The 18,705-nt window shown below is 38.6% G+C and carries 19 protein-coding genes; 6 read left to right on the top strand and 13 right to left on the bottom strand.

Features of this window, described 5'->3' with window-relative positions:
* The first annotated feature begins 121 nt into the window (after window positions 1-121).
* The 3 genes from G0028_RS18715 (at window position 122) to G0028_RS18705 (ending at window position 2,366) form a co-directional block, all read left to right on the top strand.
* Window positions 122-499: a hypothetical protein gene (locus G0028_RS18715; RefSeq protein WP_180047084.1), complete on the top strand. Its 378-nt coding sequence runs from the start codon at window positions 122-124 to the stop codon at window positions 497-499.
* 91 nt (window positions 500-590) lie between these two features.
* On the top strand, window positions 591-1,706 hold the full coding sequence (dnaJ, locus tag G0028_RS18710) for a molecular chaperone DnaJ (protein WP_130075233.1): 1,116 nt from the start codon (window positions 591-593) through the stop codon (window positions 1,704-1,706).
* A gap of 96 nt (window positions 1,707-1,802) precedes the next feature.
* The gene (locus G0028_RS18705; protein ID WP_130075232.1) at window positions 1,803-2,366 is read left to right on the top strand and encodes a 5'-nucleosidase; all 564 of its coding nucleotides are present in this window, start codon (window positions 1,803-1,805) and stop codon (window positions 2,364-2,366) included.
* Between the two features lie 70 nt (window positions 2,367-2,436).
* Here G0028_RS18705 and G0028_RS18700 read toward each other — a convergent pair whose 3' ends face one another.
* The 12 genes from G0028_RS18700 to dapA form a co-directional block, all read right to left on the bottom strand.
* Window positions 2,437-3,048: a TetR/AcrR family transcriptional regulator gene (locus tag G0028_RS18700; RefSeq protein WP_130075231.1), complete on the bottom strand. Its 612-nt coding sequence runs from the start codon at window positions 3,046-3,048 to the stop codon at window positions 2,437-2,439.
* A 331-nt stretch (window positions 3,049-3,379) separates the two neighbouring features.
* Window positions 3,380-4,174 carry an ATP-binding cassette domain-containing protein gene (locus G0028_RS18695; RefSeq protein ID WP_180047082.1) on the bottom strand — a complete coding sequence of 265 codons (795 nt, stop codon included), beginning with the start codon at window positions 4,172-4,174 and terminating at the stop codon, window positions 3,380-3,382.
* Window positions 4,175-4,185: 11 nt separating this feature from the next.
* Window positions 4,186-4,995, bottom strand: coding sequence for an aliphatic sulfonate ABC transporter permease SsuC (gene ssuC, locus G0028_RS18690; RefSeq protein WP_180047080.1), 810 nt, complete (start codon window positions 4,993-4,995; stop codon window positions 4,186-4,188).
* A complete protein-coding gene (gene ssuD / locus G0028_RS18685; protein WP_180047078.1) occupies window positions 4,992-6,167 on the bottom strand; it encodes an FMNH2-dependent alkanesulfonate monooxygenase in 1,176 nt (391 codons plus the stop codon). The genes ssuC and ssuD overlap by 4 nt, the downstream gene beginning before the upstream one ends.
* 18 nt (window positions 6,168-6,185) lie before the next feature.
* Entirely contained in the window at window positions 6,186-7,118 is a 933-nt protein-coding gene (locus tag G0028_RS18680) for a sulfonate ABC transporter substrate-binding protein (protein WP_180047086.1), read from the bottom strand.
* A gap of 95 nt (window positions 7,119-7,213) precedes the next feature.
* Window positions 7,214-8,173 (bottom strand): sulfonate ABC transporter substrate-binding protein, encoded by a 960-nt coding sequence (locus tag G0028_RS18675; protein ID WP_174494026.1) that lies wholly within the window; start codon window positions 8,171-8,173, stop codon window positions 7,214-7,216.
* Between the two features lie 332 nt (window positions 8,174-8,505).
* Window positions 8,506-9,858, bottom strand: a complete 1,353-nt coding sequence (gene argA / locus G0028_RS18670; RefSeq protein ID WP_180047076.1) for an amino-acid N-acetyltransferase — start codon at window positions 9,856-9,858, stop codon at window positions 8,506-8,508.
* 333 nt (window positions 9,859-10,191) lie between these two features.
* On the bottom strand, window positions 10,192-10,554 hold the full coding sequence (locus tag G0028_RS18665) for an RcnB family protein (RefSeq protein WP_130075225.1): 363 nt from the start codon (window positions 10,552-10,554) through the stop codon (window positions 10,192-10,194).
* 312 nt (window positions 10,555-10,866) lie between these two features.
* Entirely contained in the window at window positions 10,867-11,259 is a 393-nt protein-coding gene (locus tag G0028_RS18660; protein ID WP_180047074.1) for an RcnB family protein, read from the bottom strand.
* Between the two features lie 418 nt (window positions 11,260-11,677).
* Entirely contained in the window at window positions 11,678-12,397 is a 720-nt protein-coding gene (purC, locus tag G0028_RS18655; protein ID WP_130075223.1) for a phosphoribosylaminoimidazolesuccinocarboxamide synthase, read from the bottom strand.
* Window positions 12,398-12,434: 37 nt separating this feature from the next.
* The gene (locus G0028_RS18650; RefSeq protein ID WP_130075222.1) at window positions 12,435-13,043 is read right to left on the bottom strand and encodes a lipoprotein-34 precursor (NlpB); all 609 of its coding nucleotides are present in this window, start codon (window positions 13,041-13,043) and stop codon (window positions 12,435-12,437) included.
* 12 nt (window positions 13,044-13,055) lie between these two features.
* On the bottom strand, window positions 13,056-13,952 hold the full coding sequence (gene dapA, locus G0028_RS18645) for a 4-hydroxy-tetrahydrodipicolinate synthase (protein ID WP_130075221.1): 897 nt from the start codon (window positions 13,950-13,952) through the stop codon (window positions 13,056-13,058).
* A 693-nt stretch (window positions 13,953-14,645) separates the two neighbouring features.
* On the opposite strand from dapA, the gene mhpT reads away from it, so the two are divergent.
* From mhpT to G0028_RS18630, 3 genes are all read left to right on the top strand, one after another.
* Window positions 14,646-15,857, top strand: coding sequence for a 3-(3-hydroxy-phenyl)propionate transporter MhpT (gene mhpT / locus G0028_RS18640; protein ID WP_130075220.1), 1,212 nt, complete (start codon window positions 14,646-14,648; stop codon window positions 15,855-15,857).
* Window positions 15,858-16,012: 155 nt separating this feature from the next.
* Window positions 16,013-16,648, top strand: coding sequence for a bifunctional nicotinamidase/pyrazinamidase (pncA, locus tag G0028_RS18635; RefSeq protein WP_180047072.1), 636 nt, complete (start codon window positions 16,013-16,015; stop codon window positions 16,646-16,648).
* Between the two features lie 128 nt (window positions 16,649-16,776).
* Window positions 16,777-17,736, top strand: coding sequence for a bile acid:sodium symporter family protein (locus tag G0028_RS18630; protein ID WP_130075218.1), 960 nt, complete (start codon window positions 16,777-16,779; stop codon window positions 17,734-17,736).
* Window positions 17,737-17,801: 65 nt separating this feature from the next.
* Here G0028_RS18630 and G0028_RS18625 read toward each other — a convergent pair whose 3' ends face one another.
* Complete coding sequence (locus G0028_RS18625) at window positions 17,802-18,269, bottom strand: DUF523 domain-containing protein (protein WP_130075217.1); 468 nt, start codon at window positions 18,267-18,269, stop codon at window positions 17,802-17,804.
* Window positions 18,270-18,705: the final 436 nt, after the last annotated feature.

Here is an 18,705-nt window from a genome sequence, read left to right as displayed (position 1 = left end):
GGTGCGAACTTTTGAAAAATTCAATATAGTAGCACCTAAAATTTTTCTAGTAAGTCGTATTAGATGTTTCCACACAAAATATGTAAAATGATGTGATGGATTGAGGTATAAAAAATCACCTATGGGGCAAGACAATCTCAAACAGCATCGTCGCTATATGACGATCTCTTACGTCTTTATGTTTCTCGCATTATTCACAATAATTAGCGCCGTTATTTCGTATTTTCTTGCACGTAAAGTTGCTGTAGCTGAAAACCCAGAGGTTTGGATTCAAGCCCAAGCTTTATGGGTCATGCGAAATATCATTATTTTTCTTCTTTTAGCTGCTTTTGCTGCTTTGTGGTTCATTCCGCTGATTTTCTTTTATTGGGACTCGATGCTTTGGGTTAAAGCATGTACTGTGATTGGGGTGGTTTTTAGCGCAATTTCATGGCTATACCTACTGAATGCATGGTTGAAAGGTTTCAATAAATATCTAAAAAGTAAAGCTGTATTCTAAATTTTTTATGAATGAACTTGTAAAAGTGGAGCAGTGTCCCCATTTTACTTGGCAGTGAAGATTGATCAAATTTTGTGGAGCATCGCCAATCATGGCTAAACGTGATTATTATGAGGTTTTAAGCGTTTCTAAAACCGCTAGTGATGATGAAATTAAAAAAGCCTACCGTAAGATGGCGATGAAATATCATCCAGACCGTAATCCAGACAACGCTGAAGCTGAAGAAAAGTTTAAAGAATGTGCTGAAGCTTATGAAGTTTTATCCGACAGCGAAAAACGTAGCATGTACGACCGCATGGGGCATCAAGCCTTTGAAGGCGGTATGGGCGGCGGTGGTTTCGGCGGTGGCGGATTCAGCGCAGAAGATATTTTCAGCCAGTTCGGCGATATTTTCGGTGGTGCTTTTGGTGGCGGTGGTCGTCAGCAACAGCGTGCACGCCGTGGGTCTGACTTACGCTATGTGATGGAACTGACTTTAGAAGAAGCTGTAAAAGGGGTGAAAAAAACCGTTACCTTTACAGCACCTGCACCATGTGATGTATGTGATGGTAAAGGGTCTAAAAATCCAAATGATGTTGAAACGTGTAAAACCTGTCATGGTGCGGGTCAAGTGCGTATGCAACAAGGTTTCTTCTCTGTTCAGCAAACCTGTAGCACATGTCGTGGACAAGGGAAAATCATTAAAAACCCATGTAATACCTGTCATGGTTCAGGGGTAAAAGATCGTCAACAAACGCTTGAAGTGACGATTCCTGCAGGTGTAGATAATGGTGATCGTGTACGTTTGACAGGTAAAGGCGAAGCCATTCGTGATGGTCAAGCCGGTGATTTGTACGTTGAAGTGGTTGTGCGTGAGCATGAAATTTTCCAACGTGATGGCGCTGACTTATATATGGATGTGCCTGTAACGATTGCAGATGCAGCTTTGGGTAAAGAAATCGAGATTCCGACTTTAGAAGGTCGTGTGAGCTTGAAAATACCTGAAGGTACACAAACAGGTAAAATGTTCCGTTTACGTGGTAAAGGTGTTAAACCTGTGCGTAGCAGTATGCAAGGTGATTTACTCTGCCGCATCGTGGTGGAAACGCCTGTTAACCTAACTGCACGACAACGTGAGTTATTGAAAGAGTTACAAGCAACTATGGATGGTGATGACAATAAATCATCACCAAAGAAAAAATCATTCTTTGACCGTTTATTTGACTAAAATAGTGTTCAAAGTAAAAAAGCCAGCTTGATTTTAAGTTGGCTTTTTTGTTTTCCCATTTTTATTTCATTAGATTTTGAGTATTGAAGTATTGTTATGAAACAAGATTTAGCCTTAGTGATGGCACTCGCAAGTGAGTCAAAAGGTTTATTCGAACAAGAGAATATCGCGGTACATTACAGTGGGATTGGTAAAGTGAATGCTGCATTTAAAGCATTTGAAATTATCCAAAACACTCAATGTAAAACTTTATTAAACTTAGGTACAGCAGGGAGCTCTGTATTTAATGCACATGAGTTGGTAGAAGTCACTACTTTTGTACAACGTGATATGGATGTATCACCTTTAGGTTTTGAGGTGGGTGTCACCCCTATGGATGAGCATTTTCCAAGTGCGATTCATTTAGAACCATACTTTAAGGATTTAGCCAAAGGTGTGTGTGGCACAGGGGATAATTTTGAAATCAGTTTACCGAAAGTATCGTGTAATTTGGTTGATATGGAAGGCTATGCCTTAGCCAAAGTCTGTAAAAAATTAGGTGTACGTTTAATTTCAGTAAAATATATTACCGATGGTGCTAACGACACAGCACATTTAGATTGGGAAGAAAATTTATTATTTGGTGCACAAAAGTTATTAGAATTATATAAAAGTATTTGAGCCCAAATAAAAAATCTGGCGACCATAGTGTTCTATGGTCGTATGCCATACAAGAATTTGCCTGTGCAAATTATCTTGGGATGACACCGTATAAAATCATATGAATCGTGTGTTGAACAGAGCGTTGGAACATCACTTTATTTTTTAAAGTTTTACCTGTCACCATCTCGATCTGGGTACTGAAATCAGCATAATTTTGAGTTAAACCCCAAATATTAATAATCAGTAGCTCAGGATCAATTTGATCGGAAATTTTACCTTGCTCTTGCCATGTCGCAATCACTTTTGCTTTACGTTTAAAAAGCTTTTTAAGTGGTCCTTTAAGGATCTGTAAAATATGGGGTGCACCTTGAATAATTTCTAAAGCGAATAATTTAGAAGCTTTAGGCTGTGTACGAGAAACCTCTATTTTAGTCGTTAAATAATGACTAAGCGCTTCAACAGGTTCTAAATCTGCTTCTAGCATTTGTAAAGGGGCAAGCCATTTTTGCATCACAGTCGTTAAGACTTCAACATATAGCGCTTCTTTATTTTCATAATAATAGAAAATATTGGATTTGTGCATTTCAGCAAGTTGGGCAATTTCCTCAAGACTTGCACCATTGAATCCGTAAATAGAAAATACGTCTAAAGCAGCATTAAGCAACTGCTGTCGTTTCTGAGCACTCTTTTTTTGTTCCATCGCATTACTGAATTAAAAAAATAATCACTAAATTGTACGGTAAAATGTCTGATTTGTGCACAGGTCTAAGTGACTATTTTTAAATATTCTTCACATTTATTATGAAGTTTTATTATTTAATCCCAAAAAGGTATTTATTTAATTTATATGCACAAAAATAATGCATACAGTAGGAAATATGGAAGAAAATAAATCTTTTTTTTTAAGCTGATTTTAATTTTAAATAGAGAAAAATTTTTAGGTTGTTAAGAATTTTTAATCAATTTAATAAAACATGTTTTCTAATTTAAAAAATAATAACTTTAAGAGATTTAAAGTTATTATTATAAAATTAAGTCGACAATACCGTATTTAAAATTTGTTGTTCCAATTCTGCAAATTTAGCACCTTTTTGTCGTGGACGGGGAAGGTCTATTTTAAATTGCTGCGCAATATGACCTTGATCAAGCAAAATAATGCGATCTGCCAATTGGACAGCTTCACTGACATCATGCGTGACTAAGATTGTGGTAAAACCTTGTTCTAACCATAATTTTTCGATCAAATTCTGCATGTCCAAGCGTGTGAGTGCATCCAATGCACCTAAAGGTTCATCAAGCAATAAGACACGTGGCGTATGTGATAATGCGCGTGCGAGTGCCGTACGTTGGCGTTGTCCACCTGAAAGTTGAGATGGCCACAGTTTGGCTTTTTCTTTTAAGCCTACTTTTTCTAATAATTGTTCGGCTTTGTCATATTGTGATTGAGCTAATCCGAGTTTGATATTATCTGCAATACTTTTCCATGGTAAAAGGCGTGGGTCTTGGAACATGACACGAATATCATCTGAGGTAATGCCTTCACGAAAGTTCTGCACAGATTTGAATTTGATCTCACCATAGCTGGGTTGTTCTAAATCTGCAATGAGACGTAAGAGGGTACTTTTACCACAACCACTACGTCCCACGATGGCAACGAATTCACCTGCTTCAATGTTGAGATCAAGGTCTTCTAGCACTTTGACGTCATCATAAAATTTATGCAATTGTTCGATGTGAATTTCTGCACCTGACTTGGTTGGTGTGCCTTGTGCATGGTCTGAAATATCGAAATGATTGACATATTGGCTGATGCTTAAATCGGTCATGAGCGTATTCCTTATTTTTGATAACCTGAATGCCAACGCAATAAATAGCGTTCTAATCCTTGTGCTAAGACATCGGCTAATTTTCCTAAAAGTGCGTAGAGTAAAATACCGACTAATACGATATCGGTTTGTAAAAACTCACGGGCATTCATGGTCATATAACCAATACCAGATTGTGCAGAAATGGTCTCAGCGACAATTAGCAGAACCCACACTAAACCTAATGCAAAACGTAAACCGACTAAAATAGAGGGCATCGCGCCAGGCAAAATAACGTCTTTATACAGTTGCCAACGTGTTAAACCATAGCTTTTCCCCATTTCAATCAATTGAGGGTCGACCGAGCGAATACCATGATAGGTATTGATATAAATTGGGAAAAATACACCTACAGCCACTAAAAATAGTTTTGCTGATTCATCAATACCAAACCAAAGAATCACGAGTGGAATCAATGCGAGTGCAGGAATGTTACGGATCATTTGCAAAGTGGTATCCAGCAAATTTGATGCAATTTTGGATGAGCCATTGAGCAGACCAAGCAATAAACCTAAACCGCCACCGACCAATAAGCCAAGTAGGGCGCGACCTGCACTGACTTTGACATGTTGCCAAAGTTCACCACTGACCAATAGCGTCCAAAAGGCGCTCACCACAGCACTTGGCGCAGGAAGAACACGGCTTTCAAGCATTCCTGTTTTTGAAGCGATTTGCCATACAATGATCAGTAAAATGGGCACAATCCAAGGCAGTAATCGCTGCCAGAATTGTGGTGTTTCACGTGAAACTGTGATGCTTTTATTTTTGAGCTGGGTCGTCATGCAAGTTCCTTTTCAGGTGTTTTTTGCTTGTTTTCCTCAGGTGTATAGTTGTTGGCAACGATTTCACCAAAAGGACCTGTTAAGTTGGGTTGAGTGAGCTTTTGACGTGTTTGCAAAGGCAACAATGGGAATACCAATTCTGCAAAACGAATCGATTCCTCTAAGTGTGGATAGCCTGAGAAAATAAAAGTACTAATACCTAAATCAGCATATTCTTGGATACGATCTGCCACTGTTTGTGGGTCACCAACCAATGCGGTACCTGCACCGCCACGGACTAAGCCCACACCTGCCCAAAGGTTAGGTGAAACTTCGAGTTTGGTACGATCACCATTATGTAACTCAGCCATGCGGCGCTGACCCACAGAATCCATTTGTTGGAATTTTTTCTGTGCCGCAGCAATGGTGGCATCATCGACATATTGAATCAGCTCTTCTGCGGCTTGCCATGCTTGTTGATTGGTTTCACGCACAATCACATGCAAGCGAATACCGTAATTGAGTTGGCGACCTTTGGCTTCAGCACGTGCTCTGACCACGGCAATTTTTTCTTTGACTGCAGCTGGTGGTTCTCCCCATGTAAGATAGGTATCGACCTGATCTGCTGCAAGTTCAATGGCATCTTCAGAAGAACCGCCGAACCACAGTGGGGGATAGGGTGTTTGAATCGGTGGATAAAGCAATTTAGCATCATCGACATGGAGGCGTTCGCCGTGAAAACTAAAAGATTCTCCGGTATGTGAACGTTTTAAAATTTCACGCCAAATGGTGGTGTATTCTGCTGCAGTTTTATAGCGTGTGGCATGGTCTTCATATAAACCATCACCTTTGAGTTCTTCTTCATCACCACCTGTAACAAGGTTAAGCAAGACACGACCATTCGATAAGCGGTCAAAAGTTGCTGCCATACGTGCAGCCAATGCAGGCGTTGTGACCCCTGGACGTAATGCAACTAAGAATTTTAAATTTTTTGTTGCATCAATCAGGCTTGCGGCTGTGATCCATGGGTCTTCACAAGAACGTCCTGTTGGAATCAAGACCCCTTCATAGCCTAAGTTGTCTACGGCAACCGCAATCTGTTTCATATAAGCATGATCTACTTGGCGAGCGCCTTTGCTTGTACCTAAATAGCGACTATCACCATGTGTTGGAATAAACCAAAAAATTTTCATTGCTCAGGTCCTTGTTGATTATTTACCAGTCCAAACGGCTAGCTTAATGTTGATCGGTTTTGGAATAATTTTGAGTTCAGCAAAACGATTTGCGAGTTGTTGCTGATCTGCGATGACTTGGGCAGTTAATGGCGCAGCACGAGAGGGTTTTGGACGTCGTTCAATAAAAACTTGGCTGACTTGAGGTTTTAAACCTGTACTTTGTCCAATGCTTTGTGCTGTTGCTGCGCGGTTGCCTTGCACCCATTTATCTGCAACATTGATTTGTTGAATAATGCTATTCACTGCTTGGGGATTTTTCTTTACAAACTCAGGCGAAGCCAAATAGAACGTATAATTTGGACTTAAGCCTTGACCTGAAGCCAATACTTTAGCTTTGTCTTCGAGTTGTGCAGAGGCAAAATAAGGATCCCAAATTGCCCATGCGTCGACCGCCCCTTTTTGAAATGCTGCTCGTGCATCAGCAGGGCTGAGCCAAATCGGTTGAATATCTGTCCACTGTAAGCCTGCTTTACGTACAGCTTGTACCAAGAGATAATGCGCACTAGAGCCTTTTTGAACAGCAATACGTTTGCCTTTTAATTGACTGAGTTGAGTCAACTTCGAGGTTTTGGGGACTAAAATGGCCGATGCCAAAGGCTTTGCAGCTTCATAAGCAATGTAATACAAGGGTTTATTGGCAGCTTGTGCGTAGACAGGTGGTGTATCGCCTGTCACACCTACATCGATAGAACCCACCGCCAATGCTTCTAAAATTTGTGGTCCTGCAGGAAATTCATTCCAAGAAATTCTGGCATTTGGAAACTCTTTTTCATATAACTTTTGTTGCTTGGCAATGGCGAAGTTAATCGAACTTTTTTGAAAGCCGATGCGTAACTCTTTGACGCTCGGATCTACTGCCCAAACTGCAGTTGTGCCCAACATCGCACAAGCAAGTAACATGGCGGTCATGCCATGACCTGAAACGTGTAACCATGATGTTGCGTGTGTATCATTTTGATGTTGGGTCATGTATATGTCCTCAGTCAGTGTGATGTTATTGGGTTTTAATTTGCCAAAATAGCTGCTTGGATATTGATTTTGTTTGGAATAAGTTTTTGTTGATAAAAGGCATCGGCAACATATTGCTGTTCTTTTGCCACTTCATTGGAAATTGGTTTTACACCAAAGCCCATACGAGAAATTGAGGTAGAGAGAATATCAGCAGATAATCCAGTTTGTTTTTCTAACAGTTTTGCCGCATCAGTTTGATGCTGAGATACCCATTGTGTGGTGGTATTGAGCTCATTCACCACTGCTTTTAAAATTTCAGGATGCTGTTCAGCAAATTTACGATCTGCCAAATAAAATTGATGATTACTTACGAGGTTTTCACCTGTTGCTAAAACTTTTGCACCCAGTTGTTGTTCAGCAGACGCAAAGAATGGATCCCAAATTACCCAAGCATCGACAGCACCTTTTTCAAATGCGGCACGTGCATCAGCAGGTGGTAAATACACCACATCAATGTCCTCAAGCTTTAAGTTGTTGGCTTCTAAGACTTTTAACAGTAAGTAATGCACGTTAGAGCCTTTATTTAAAACAACTCGTTTGCCTTTCAAGTCTTGTATAGTTTTAAGCGATGAATCTTTGGGTACGATCAAAGCTTCTGCTTTGGGTGCAGCAGGTTGGTTTGCTACATAAACTAAATTTGAGTTCGCTGCTTGAGCAAAGATGGGCGGTGCTTCACCCGCTTCTCCAAAAGACACACTGCCGACATTTAGACCTTCAAGCAGTTGTGGGCCAGCAGGAAATTCGACCCATTTCACATTGACGCCTTTTTCTTTTAAAGCTTTGTCTAAGTCGCCACGGGCTTTGATAATGGGCAATAGACCATATTTTTGATAACCAATATTTAAAGTGGTCGTTTCTGTTGGTTTAGAACATGCAGTAAGCATCATGATCGCAGCAAGACTGGCACTCAGTAGTGTGATTTTTTTCCAAGAAGGTTGAAAAAGATGTGCCATGAACAGGATGCTCCTAAACTTTCAATGTTGAACAAAGTGAATGAGCATCAGCTTAGAGATAATTCTATTTTCCAAAAAATAAGATTTTGATGATTAGACATAAAAAAAAAAGATAAAAATAAAAGTGGCAAACTTATCTAAAATTGTGCAAATAAAATACAGTGCTAAAATGCACATTGTTTTTCTAATTGATTGAGAATTATGAAATAAATCTTTTTATAAAATAAATACCTATATAAAGCAGAAGATTGACTAAGGATAAATTCAGTATGTTTCAGTATCTGAAAGAATATCCTTAGCAAAAATGAAGATAAAAGCGCTTTTGTATGGGGTTAAATACGTTTATTAAATACCATGGAATTGCGTTGATAATTATATAACGCTTGTCGTGCTTCAGGTAAATCATCAACACTCGCAGCTGCAAAACCATGTTCTAAGAACCAATGTGCGGTGCGTGTCGTCAGCACAAAGAGTTGTTGAATTTGCATGTGTTTGGCTTTTTCCTCTAAGAAATGCAAAATTTGACTGCCACGATTAGATTTTCTATAACTTGGATGAACGGCAACACAGGCAATTTCAGCAGATCGAATTTCATTGGCTGCGGCAGGAATAGGGTAGAGTGCGGCACAAGCGAGAATCGTACCATCACGTTCAATCACTGCAAATTGCTCAATTTCATTTTCTAAACGTTCGCGAGAACGGTAAACCAAAATACCTTCTTCTTCGAGTGGTCTTAATAAATTAATTAAACCGCCGACATCCCCAATATTTGCCATACGGACTTCTTCATAATGGGCATCGGTGATCATGGTGCCATGTCCATCACGAGTAAAGAGTTCTTCAATCAATGCGCCATCATAAGCATATGACAATAAATGCACACGATGCACACCTTTGAGTGAAGCTTCTTTTGCATTGTGCAAATGTAATGCAATTTCAAAATTTGAATCTTGGTATTTTAAAATATGTTGATCGAGCTGATGCGGCGTAATTTCACGTAATAGTTGCCCAAATTCATCCATCAAACCTTGCTGATTACCCAAAAAAATCAACTTATCTGCTTTGAGATGAATCGCCGTTTTAGTGGCAACTTCTTCTGCCAATAAGTTAAAGACTTCCCCCGTAGTGGAGTAACCTGTTGGACCGAGAACGACGATATTGTGATTGTCCAAATGACGTTGTATGGCTTCCGTATCAATGGTACGTACTTCACCTGTCAGTTGAAAATCTACGCCATCGCGGATGCCATAGGGTTTAGCGGTGACAAAATTACCTGAAACGACATCGATGCGCGCGCCAAACATAGGAGAGTTGGCAAGTCCCATAGACAATAATGCTTCGATTTGTAGACGAATTGAACCTACAGCATTCATCACACAGCTTAAAGCTTCGCGTGTGGTGACACGACGGTTGATATGAATTGGGCTTTGAATGCCTTTTTCTTTTAAGTTTTCATTGATTTGTGGGCGTGCACCATGCACTAAAATCAGACGAATACCTAAGGAGTGTAGGAGGGCAATATCATGAATAATATGTTGAAAATTTTCATGTTCAACCGCTTCACCACCAAACATCAGCACAAATGTTTTAGCACGATGGGCATTGATATAGGGTGCTGAATGGCGAAACCAATGCACATATTGCTGTGTTGTGCTGTGGGTGATTTCAGTATGTTCAGATTGCATATTGCCCATCTCAATGTGTGGTATTCAATAGGTAATTCTAAACAAAAAATACTGCTTCGGCATAGTGCAGAGAAAAAAACACCTGAGGTCTTTTACATAGACCCCAGGTGTTAGGAAAAAGCTTTATACCTTGTTGAGAAGATATAAAGCGTTGGGAGAGAATCTTACATTAACCGATCACTTTGACAATTTTATGATTTGTCTTATTGATCAAGACATAGTTACCGTACAACTTTGTACCATTGTTGAGTTTTGCTTGGTTTACTTAAGCTTTTATACATGTAAAAAGCCCAACAAAGTTGGGCTAATTGAAGTTTCAAGAAAAATATTGCATTAACCAATGATACGAATAATACGATTATTACGTTCATTGACTAAAATATAATCACCATTTACTTGATACCATTGTTGATATTTACCTGGCTTAGGTAAATGACGATGGTTTTTATAATTGACTTGATAACGTGAAGCACTAAATTGGCTCGGTAAATATTGTCCAGAACGCCATTCACGGCTTGGATTCACACGATGATTACGTTCATAACGATTATTGTCCCAACGGTGATCATGTCTTTGATCCCATTTTGCTTGTTGTGCATAACGGTAATTATTTTGATGATCTTGTGGAGCAGCCATTGCAGAAGTTGCTATGAATGCGCTGAGAGATAAAGCAATGCCGGTGATGACCTTGTTCATAAGATACTCCATTATGTTTTAAATTTCTTTCGATAAAGTCAATTTACGCAACAATTGGAGATAAACGGTGAGGGAGATTTAGTTGAATTGTGAAATATATGAAGATTTGATGAAGACAAAAATAAACCTATTTAGCTTGTCTTCCTCAAAATAGGATATGTTAAAAGAATGATCAACTTAGATGAGTTGTAATGGGACTTATTATTCTTTATTGTCGAGACCCTTGCAGCTCATTGCACGTAAATGGTATATGGCATTACATAAAAAATAAAAAACCCAAGCAGATGCTTGGGTAAATGATGACATAGCGGGTTACATACCACGAATACTGACAATATTATTATTGTCTGAATCGACTAAAATGTAATCATTATTAATTTTGTACCATTGTTGATTACGAGACGGCTTTGGTAAATTACTGTCTTTATAGTCTACTTTATAACGATTACCACGATAATGCTGTGGCATCACATAGCCTGTTTGCCATTTATGTTGTTGCAAACGGCGGAAACCACGCTCTTCACGTTCACGGCGTTGTTCTTTGATTTGGTCATCATCCTGTTGAAAATCACGAAATCCTTTTTTATTCCCATGACCACGCTGTTCATAGCCATCACGATCGTAATGGGGACCTGCATGCGTCATTGTGCTGACTGTAGCCAAAACACTGAAAGAAATTGCTAATGCAGTCAACATCTTTTTCATGATAAGCCCTCTTAAGTATCGTTATTCTTACACTGATCACTCTACAAGAAAATTGCAGAGAAACTGTGAAGAAAAATTGACTATTCCTTTAAAAATACAGAGATAATAAGAATACATCGTGTCATACCTTTGCATCATATAATAAAATGACAGCGTTCACCTAGGCATGAATCTGTAGATTTTATATTTCATAGACTCAAAAACGAAGTGTAACAAGGAATATCAAAAGAAATATGTTGGTCATTTTTTGAGAATTTTCTGCTGTTTTAACAGAAATATTTGTGTTTAGACTGCTCTTCACTTTTTATTTTCAAATCATAAAAATGAAATCAAATATAGACATTTAAAATAAACAATAAGTTCTGATCCAATAAAAAACCGAGCTAAAAAGCTCGGTTTTTTGAAGTATGATCCAATATTAGATATCAGATAAATCTACACCAATACGTGCAGCAACTTCTTCATAAGCTTCGACAACACCGCCTAAACCTTGACGGAAACGGTCTTTGTCGAGTTTTTTCTTGGTGTCTTTGTCCCATAAACGGCAACCATCTGGAGAGAATTCATCACCAAGAACAATACGGTCGTGGAACACACCAAATTCAAGTTTGAAGTCAACAAGAAGCATGTTGCCTTGAGCGAACAAGTCTTTAAGTACAACATTCACTTTTTGAGTGAGTTCTTTCATTTGAGCCAATTGTTCAGCAGTTGCCCAACCTAAAGCGATTGCTTGAGATTCGTTCACCATTGGGTCGCCTAAAGCATCATCTTTGAAGAACAATTCGAAAGTAGGTGGTGTAAGTTCGATACCTTCTTCAACACCTAAACGACGGCATAATGAACCTGCAGCGTAGTTACGCATTACGCATTCTACAGGGATCATTTTTAATTTTTTCACTAAAACTTCAGTTGGAGAAAGCAGTTTTTCAAAGTGAGTTTCGATACCAGCCGCAGCCAATTTTTCCATGATAAAGGCGTTAAAACGGTTATTCACCTTACCTTTACGATCTAGTTGCTCTATTTTTTCACCATTAAATGCTGAAGCATCATCACGGAAAACTAGAATTAGATGATCTGCGCTATCTGTTTCATAAACGGATTTCGCTTTACCAGTATAGAGCAAGGTTTGTTTTAACATGGGGGAACCTTTTGCAAAAAAAAATTGCCTAGAACGACTAGGCTGGCCAGTTTTGGTATATCTGGGTCAATACTTCTGCAGCGATCTCTTTATCTGCAAAAGTATTGTCTGCATTGAACAAAGCAATGGTATTGCTTGAACCTACAGAGCTTAATTTTAAAATATAAGTTTTGTCATTTAGTTTAAATGTGACCTCAGTCGCATTTTTACTTTCACCAACAACCTTATAATTTAAGCTACTGAGGGTGGCTAATGCATACTGCCAAATTATAGCAGAATCTCCGTCAACTTTAAGCAGTGGATTAGCATTTCCATCGGTTAAAAGTTGTGGATGACCTGTAGTTACAGATGCATCAGTTTGGCTTTGTTGTAATGTAGTAGTTTGTGTCACTTCAGGGCGAGGTACATCGTAGCGATTACCACGCTTGTTCTCAAACTTTGGTGCGTGTTGAAGAGCAAGCGGGTCAATCACTGGCGCTGGGTACAATGGCGTTGCTGGTCTAACAGTTGTACCTTCAGGGTATTTAAGCGTTTCAACACTGGTTGTATCTTTATAATCCAAAGAACCATTTTTGATTCCAAGTGAACTACAACCCGCTAAGCTTAAAGCTGATAGGGCAAGGGTTAAACCAAAACGTAATTGCATAATACTAAGCTCTTATTTAATGATACCCGCTGCTTTGAGTTCTTCACGCAGAGGGGTACGGTATTGTTCTGCAAGTGGAGTTAATGGCAGGCGAATACCTGTACCAATTAATTCCATTTCATGGAGTGCCCATTTCACTGGAATTGGGTTAGATTCACAAAATAAAATATTGTTTAATTTTGCAACTTGTGCATCTTTGGCTTTCGCTTCAACAGTTTGACCTGCTAATGCAGCTGCACAAAGTTCGCTCATGATTTTTGGTGCGATATTGGCAGTTACTGAGATATTCCCTTTTGCACCAACAGCGATGAGATCACATGCAGTTGCATCATCACCTGAATACACCACCATGTCTTTACCTTGTAGACCTTCGATGAGTGCTTTACCACGAGGTACATCACCCGTTGCATCTTTGATGGCAACAATGTGTGGAATATCTGCTAAACGAATGACGGTTTCATTGTGCATATCGACACCAGTACGTCCTGGTACGTTATACAGAATAATGGGTAAATCGACTGCTTCTGCTACAGCTTTATAATGTTGAAATAAGCCTTCTTGTGTTGGTTTATTATAGTAAGGAGTCACTAGAAGTGCTGCATCAGCACCGAGTTCTTTCGCTTCTTTGGTGAGCTCAATCGCTTCATGTGTTGAGTTTGCACCAGTACCGGCAATAATGGGGATACGTTTATTGGCTACACGAATAATTTCTTTAATTACTTCCGTGTGTTCTGCCATGCTAAGAGTAGAAGCTTCGCCAGTTGTACCGACTGCAACAATACTATTAGTGCCTTGTTCTATGTGCCACTCAACGAGCTTCTCGAGACCCTTCCAATCTACGCTGCCATCTTCTAACATGGGGGTGACGATTGCGACAATTGAGCCTTGAATCTGTGCTTGCTGAGTCATTTTGAAAAAATATCCTATTTATCCATTCGCAGGGTATGACATATACGATAAGAATGGTTGCGTATTTTGATTTGAGCAAAAAACAATCAATTGTTAAAAAATTGCATAATGCTTATGCAAATTATGACTGATTCAGTGAGTGAGAACAATATGCTTTAGTCAAAGCAATGAAAAACTTTATAAAAAGCAACAAATACAACACATTTTTAATGCTTTAAAATGACTTTCAGGTTTTAAAAGCAAATTTTTATAACGTGGTATGAGCGCATAAATTTAAGCCCAAATGCTAAGTTTTACTCTATTTTTGAAGTTTTAAGTATGAAATTTTTCATCTTTAAGATGAAATAGTGATTATACAAGATGATTTTCAAATTAAAGCCTACTGTTCTTTCAGGCTAAAAAATACATTTAAAGCATTTAAGCTATCGTTTTTTTATATATGGGATTTAGCATTGAGTTATTGCTGGATGAGAATGAAGCGAAAAAATATTTAGATTGTTGAGCTTTTTAATCAACTTTATTCAGCGCTTATTGTTTTTATGACTATATACATGACAGATTCAAATCAGACAATTTTTGTTTAGACGTAGAAACTGATTATTTTTATAACACTTATTGATAGTTATTTCATCGACGTTTGTACCGGATGATGCCACAGGTATTCCCTAGTAACATCAACAAGGATTTTCAATCATGGCGCAATCCCATATTTTAGATAAAAAGCATGCCACGATTACCGTACTGATCTGTTTTTTGATTGCGGTAATTGAAGGTTTGGATATTCAAGCCGCAGGTATTGCCGCAGCAGGGATTCGTGAACATTTCGCCTTAGATAGTTCACAACTGGGGGTGTTTTTTAGTGCTGGTATTTTGGGATTACTCCCTGGTGCTTTGATTGGTGGGCGTTTCGCTGATCGTATTGGGCGTAAAAAAGTTCTGATTTGGTCGACTGCAATTTTTGCAATCTTTACTTTATGTACCGTATGGGTCAATAGTTTTAATAGTTTATTAGCCGTGCGTTTTCTTGCAGGAGCGGGTCTTGGTGCTGCAATGCCGATTTTGATTACTTTGGCATCAGAAGCGGTCACACCTGAAAATCGTGGTCGTGCGGTGGGCTTGATGTATTGTGGTATGCCTGTGGGCGCTGCAATTTTATCTTTGGTGGCGAGTACGAATTTTGGTGCTGAGTGGAAAAATATTTTCTATTTGGGTGGTTTGTTGCCGATCATTGTTATTCCAATCATGATTTTATTTTTGCCTGAGTCTAAGGAATATTTAAAAGCACAAGAAAAAGTAGGGACAGCAGTGGCTGAACCACAAGCATCATTTAAAGATTTATTTAATGCACAGAATTTGGCGCGTACAGTGCTGATTTGGGTGAGTTACTTCTTTACCTTAATGGTGGTTTACATCATGTTGAGTTGGTTACCATCATTGTTTACTGAACTTGGTTTTACCCGTAAAGAAGGCGCAACAGCACAGTTCTATTTCATGGTGAGTGCAACGATTGGCACCGTGATTTTAGGCATGTTAACTGACCGTTGGAAAAAAGCCTATGTGATTACTTTGATGTATGGCGGTATTTTGGCAGGATTGTTCGCTTTAAATGCAGCAGGTTCACTCACACAAATGTATCTAGCTTCCGCATTAGTCGGTGCATTTGTGATTGGTTGTCAGGGTGTCTTGTATGCTTTTGGCAGTATTGTTTATCCAACAGAAGTACGTGGCACAGGTGTCGGTATGGCTTCTGCCGTAGGGCGTATTGGGGCAATGCTGGGTCCGACGATTGCAGGTCAGTTACTTGCCGCAGGTTTTGGGGCAGCAGGTGTGATTTCCGCTGCAATTCCATGTATTGTGATTTCTGCAATTTTTATGTTGATTTTGACCCGTCGTTTAAATGCTTAAACAGATGATTTAAGCTGTGTTTGTTTAAAATAAAACTCGCAGTAATGCGAGTTTTTTTATTGTCTAAATTTGTTGAAAATGTGGCGATGTTGCAATTCACGCTGATTTTTACGATATGTTAAAGTGAGCTGAAACAGGATTTTAAGATAGATACTATGCCAAAGAATTCAGCACTGATCGTCGTTGATGTACAAAATGGATTTACGTCAGGTGGAAATTTAGCCGTTGCTCATGCAGAGCAAATTATTCCACTGGTGAATCAACTGATTGAGAAATTTGACCATGTTATTTTGACACAGGATTGGCATCCCGAAAATCATATTTCTTTTGCTGAAAATCATCCTGATCAACAAGCTTATGATACCATTCAGGTTGATTATGGCACACAAGTTTTATGGCCAAGTCATTGTGTGCAAGGTACACAAGATGCTGATTTTCATCCTGATTTAAATACCAATACGGCGCAATTGATTGTACGTAAAGGGATGAATGTTCAGATTGATAGTTATTCAGCTTTTATGGAAGCAGATCGAAAAACCACCACAGGTTTGGCCGGTTATTTAAAAGAAAGAAAAATAGAAACAGTGTATCTCGTGGGCATTGCAACAGATTTTTGCGTGGCGTGGTCAGCAATGGATGCTGCTCAACTTGGTTTTGAAACCTATGTGATTTCAGATGCAACCAAAGCGATTGATTTACAGGGTTCATTGCAACATGCATGGCAAGAAATGCTTGCGAAGGGTGTAAAGCGTACGGTCTCTAAGCATATTTTACAGTCTGAAGATCATTGAACTGAAAAATTCTACATTTCATTTTAATCAGAAAGTGCAATGCTGTATTTTGTTGCAGTTTTCAATATATTTATACTGAATATGTTGGTTAATTTTGGTTGAAAAACGATAAATTAGGGATGATTTTGATGACAGCATTTTTGCGTTTTACCCAATTTATTCAAAAAACTTTTGCGCTATGGGTGGTTCTTTTTGCAGGCATTGCCATGCTTGCACCAGATGCTTTTGTCTGGCTAAAAGCTTATATCACATGGATGTTGGGCATCATCATGTTTGGTATGGGCATGACCATGACCTTAAATGATTTTAAAGGCGTTTTGCAAAGTCCGAAAGCAGTCTGTATCGGTGTATTGGCTCAATTTATTGTGATGCCAAGTTTGGCTTATCTGCTGTGTAAGTTATTCCAATTACCGCCAGAGATTGCGGTAGGGGTCATTTTGGTGGGCTGTTGTCCTGGGGGAACGGCATCGAATGTGATTACTTATATGGCAAAGGGCAATACCGCATTGTCTGTGGCATGTACATCAGTTTCTACGTTGCTTGCGCCTATTTTAACACCTGCGATTTTTTATCTTTTGGCGAGCCAATGGTTACAGATTGATGCTGCATCTATGTTTAGTTCTATTTTACAAGTGGTGTTATTGCCAATTGTTTTAGGGCTTGTCGCTCGCTCAATTTTAAAACAAAAAGTCGAGCACTATATTCAAGTGATGCCTTTGATTTCGGTCTTCGCAATTGTGGCGATCGTGGCAGCCATTATTGCAGGCAGTAAAGCTGCGATTTTACAGTCTGGCGCTTTGATTTTAGCTGTGGTGGTTTTACATAATGGTTTGGGCTATTTATTGGGTTTTTGGGCAGGTCGTTTCTTTCAATTGTCTTATGCTGACTGTAAAGCCGTTGCTGTTGAAGTCGGAATGCAAAATTCAGGTTTAGGGGTAGCACTGGCTGCGGTACACTTTGCAGCATCTCCTGTGACGGCTGTGCCAAGTGCTATTTTCAGCTTGTGGCATAATATTTCAGGCCCTGCATTGGCAACGTATTGGGCGAGTAAAAAAATGCCAGATGTAGCGAGTGAAGAATCAGTTTAGTCGCTAGATATTCGTGGTTGATGGAGCGCATTGTGCGCTCTTTTTTATGAGTAGAATAAACGCTTTTATGATGACAGGAGTTGACTGAGAAATTCATTTTCAGTCATGACCACAAAACCATGCTGTTGCAATAAGGCTGTTGTGACACCCACGCCTTGAATTTTTTGTCCTGTAAATGAACCATCATAAATCAGCGTTGATCCGCATGATGGACTGTTAGATTTTAAAATCACATGGGTGACTTGATGTTGCTGTGCCAAGGCTAAAGTTGCTTTTGCACCTTGTATAAATTCAGCGCTCACATCTTGTCCTGCTAAAGTGATGACTTTTGCTTTTCCTGTCCAGACGTCCACACCATCGCCACCTTGAATTTCTGCTGCTAAACGAGGGATGGATAAACCTCCTGTCACTTCAGGACAAATATACACAGCTTTTTGTTGTTCAATCAGTTGTTTGAGTTGTTGTTGGAGGCAATTTTTTGCATCGTAACGGACATTTTCACCTATGAGACATGCACTGATTAAATATTTCATAAATGATCTATTTTATTGAACCTTTAATATAAAATGAATGATGGGTAAATATATAATAATGTTTGTTTTTATTATGACAAGGTATTATATATATTTAAATAAAAATGTATTTAGAATAAATAATTATTATTAACCTATTAATGCTTTTTAAAGGTCGTTAAATTATAAGTTTTTCAGCATGTCAAATCCTTGATATAAATAATATTGATGTACAATTTTTAATCTATTTAAACTTTTAAATAACATTAAAACATCTTATTATAAAAATAATAAACATTTATTTATAATGATTTTTGTCACAATTTTTAATAAAAATGAATATTAGTTTGAGAAAATATTTTAAAGTCTAATAAATATTCAAACTTTGAGTTTTATTTTAAGCTATTTATGATTTAATCGGTGAGATTTTGCTGAATTGATTTTTAAATTGATAATC

Source organism: Acinetobacter piscicola (genome assembly GCF_015218165.1).
GTDB classification, from domain to species: Bacteria; Pseudomonadota; Gammaproteobacteria; order Pseudomonadales; family Moraxellaceae; genus Acinetobacter; species Acinetobacter piscicola_A.
Note: the sequence above shows the minus strand (reverse complement) of the source record. Positions and strands in the feature narration are given on the sequence as shown.

Bases quoted from the DNA above. Each gene is read 5' to 3' on its own strand.
- G0028_RS18715 (WP_180047084.1), top strand. From the start codon at position 122: ATGGGGCAAGACAATCTCAAACAGCATCGTCGCTATATGACGATCTCT.
- dnaJ (WP_130075233.1), top strand. From the start codon at position 591: ATGGCTAAACGTGATTATTATGAGGTTTTAAGCGTTTCTAAAACCGCT.
- G0028_RS18705 (WP_130075232.1), top strand. From the start codon at position 1,803: ATGAAACAAGATTTAGCCTTAGTGATGGCACTCGCAAGTGAGTCAAAA.
- G0028_RS18700 (WP_130075231.1), bottom strand. From the start codon at position 3,048: ATGGAACAAAAAAAGAGTGCTCAGAAACGACAGCAGTTGCTTAATGCT.
- G0028_RS18695 (WP_180047082.1), bottom strand. From the start codon at position 4,174: ATGACCGATTTAAGCATCAGCCAATATGTCAATCATTTCGATATTTCA.
- ssuC (WP_180047080.1), bottom strand. From the start codon at position 4,995: ATGACGACCCAGCTCAAAAATAAAAGCATCACAGTTTCACGTGAAACA.
- ssuD (WP_180047078.1), bottom strand. From the start codon at position 6,167: ATGAAAATTTTTTGGTTTATTCCAACACATGGTGATAGTCGCTATTTA.
- G0028_RS18680 (WP_180047086.1), bottom strand. From the start codon at position 7,118: ATGACCGCCATGTTACTTGCTTGTGCGATGTTGGGCACAACTGCAGTT.
- G0028_RS18675 (WP_174494026.1), bottom strand. From the start codon at position 8,173: ATGGCACATCTTTTTCAACCTTCTTGGAAAAAAATCACACTACTGAGT.
- argA (WP_180047076.1), bottom strand. From the start codon at position 9,858: ATGCAATCTGAACATACTGAAATCACCCACAGCACAACACAGCAATAT.
- G0028_RS18665 (WP_130075225.1), bottom strand. From the start codon at position 10,554: ATGAACAAGGTCATCACCGGCATTGCTTTATCTCTCAGCGCATTCATA.
- G0028_RS18660 (WP_180047074.1), bottom strand. From the start codon at position 11,259: ATGAAAAAGATGTTGACTGCATTAGCAATTTCTTTCAGTGTTTTGGCT.
- purC (WP_130075223.1), bottom strand. From the start codon at position 12,397: ATGTTAAAACAAACCTTGCTCTATACTGGTAAAGCGAAATCCGTTTAT.
- G0028_RS18650 (WP_130075222.1), bottom strand. From the start codon at position 13,043: ATGCAATTACGTTTTGGTTTAACCCTTGCCCTATCAGCTTTAAGCTTA.
- dapA (WP_130075221.1), bottom strand. From the start codon at position 13,952: ATGACTCAGCAAGCACAGATTCAAGGCTCAATTGTCGCAATCGTCACC.
- mhpT (WP_130075220.1), top strand. From the start codon at position 14,646: ATGGCGCAATCCCATATTTTAGATAAAAAGCATGCCACGATTACCGTA.
- pncA (WP_180047072.1), top strand. From the start codon at position 16,013: ATGCCAAAGAATTCAGCACTGATCGTCGTTGATGTACAAAATGGATTT.
- G0028_RS18630 (WP_130075218.1), top strand. From the start codon at position 16,777: ATGACAGCATTTTTGCGTTTTACCCAATTTATTCAAAAAACTTTTGCG.
- G0028_RS18625 (WP_130075217.1), bottom strand. From the start codon at position 18,269: ATGAAATATTTAATCAGTGCATGTCTCATAGGTGAAAATGTCCGTTAC.